Below are 1,094 nucleotides of genomic sequence, written 5' to 3' on the forward strand. Positions count from 1 at the left end.
GCCTGCTGATGGTCGCCCGGCTGCTCGCGCCCGCCGGACCGCCGGTCACGGGGCCGCCGGTGGCCGCGTCGCCGGTCGACGGATCGCTGGTCCCCGGGCCGGTGGGTGCCGGCGGGGAGGCTTCCCCACGGCGGTCTCCTGAGCCACTCGTGGAGGCAGGTGCCGGGAGCCGGGCTTCAGTGCGGGCGTTCCGCGGGCGCTGGGTGCCGGGGTGGGCCTGGGGGGTGGTCTGGACCGCGGTCCTGGTGTGCTTCGCCGGGCCCGTCGCGTACGCGCTCGACACCGCGTACACGCCGCACACCGGAGCCGTCCCCACCGCCGGTCCCCCCATGGGACCACGGCAGGCGCCGGGCCCCGGGATGCCGCTCGGCCGCACGATGGGCGGGTTGCTGGACGCAGTCACCCCCTCCGCCGAGCTCACCGCCCTCCTGAGGCGCGACGCCTCCGCGTACACATGGATCGCCGCGACCGTGGGCTCCAACAACGCGGCCGGGTACCAGCTCGCCACCGGTCTGCCGGTGATGGCGGTGGGCGGGTTCAACGGCACCGACCCCGCGCCGACGCTGGCCCGGTTCAAGCAGTACGTCGCCGAGGGGAGGATCCACTACTTCATCGGCACGGGCATGCGCTTCGGCCACCCCGGCTCGGGCGGCAGCGACGACGCGGCGCGGATAGCGGCGTGGGTCCGGGCCACGTTCCCGGGCACCACCGTGCCGGGCGCGACGCCCGGCGAGACGTCCGGCCCCGCGTCGAACCCTCCATCCGGGGGTGCGCCCGGCGTGATCGTCTTCGATCTGACGGTGCGGTGAAAGTCACGCCGCGGCGCGGACCCGTCCGACGGCGGTGGCGTCCATGCAGTCCCTGGGGTGGACGATCAGGCCGTCCCTGACCCGCAGTAGCGCATCGCCGCGTCGCTGCCCGGTGACGACGCCCCATCCCGCCACGCGCCCCCCGGCCCCCTGCCCATCGCCTCTCGGCCCGCCACGTGCCTCCCGTCCCCCTTCCGGTCCGGACGCCCACCGGCCCGGAACGCGCCCTGCGGTCCCTCTGCCGGCCCGCCCCGCGCCCCGCGCCCCGCGGTCCTCAGCTGGCCC

2 protein-coding genes are annotated in these 1,094 nt (G+C 76.9%); one reads left to right on the plus strand and one right to left on the minus strand.

Going from position 1 to position 1,094, the window contains the following annotated elements:
* On the plus strand, positions 1-809 hold an 809-nt coding region (locus DQW85_RS22440), incomplete at its 5' end, for a mannosyltransferase YkcB-related protein (protein WP_476703607.1).
* A 3-nt stretch (positions 810-812) separates the two neighbouring features.
* On the opposite strand, the gene DQW85_RS47720 is transcribed toward DQW85_RS22440, so the two are convergent.
* The gene (locus tag DQW85_RS47720; RefSeq protein WP_275888238.1) at positions 813-944 is read right to left on the minus strand and encodes a hypothetical protein; all 132 of its coding nucleotides are present in this window, start codon (positions 942-944) and stop codon (positions 813-815) included.
* Positions 945-1,094: the final 150 nt, after the last annotated feature.

The sequence above is a fragment of the Nonomuraea lactucae genome, assembly GCF_003313395.1.
GTDB lineage: Bacteria > Actinomycetota > Actinomycetes > Streptosporangiales > Streptosporangiaceae > Nonomuraea > Nonomuraea lactucae.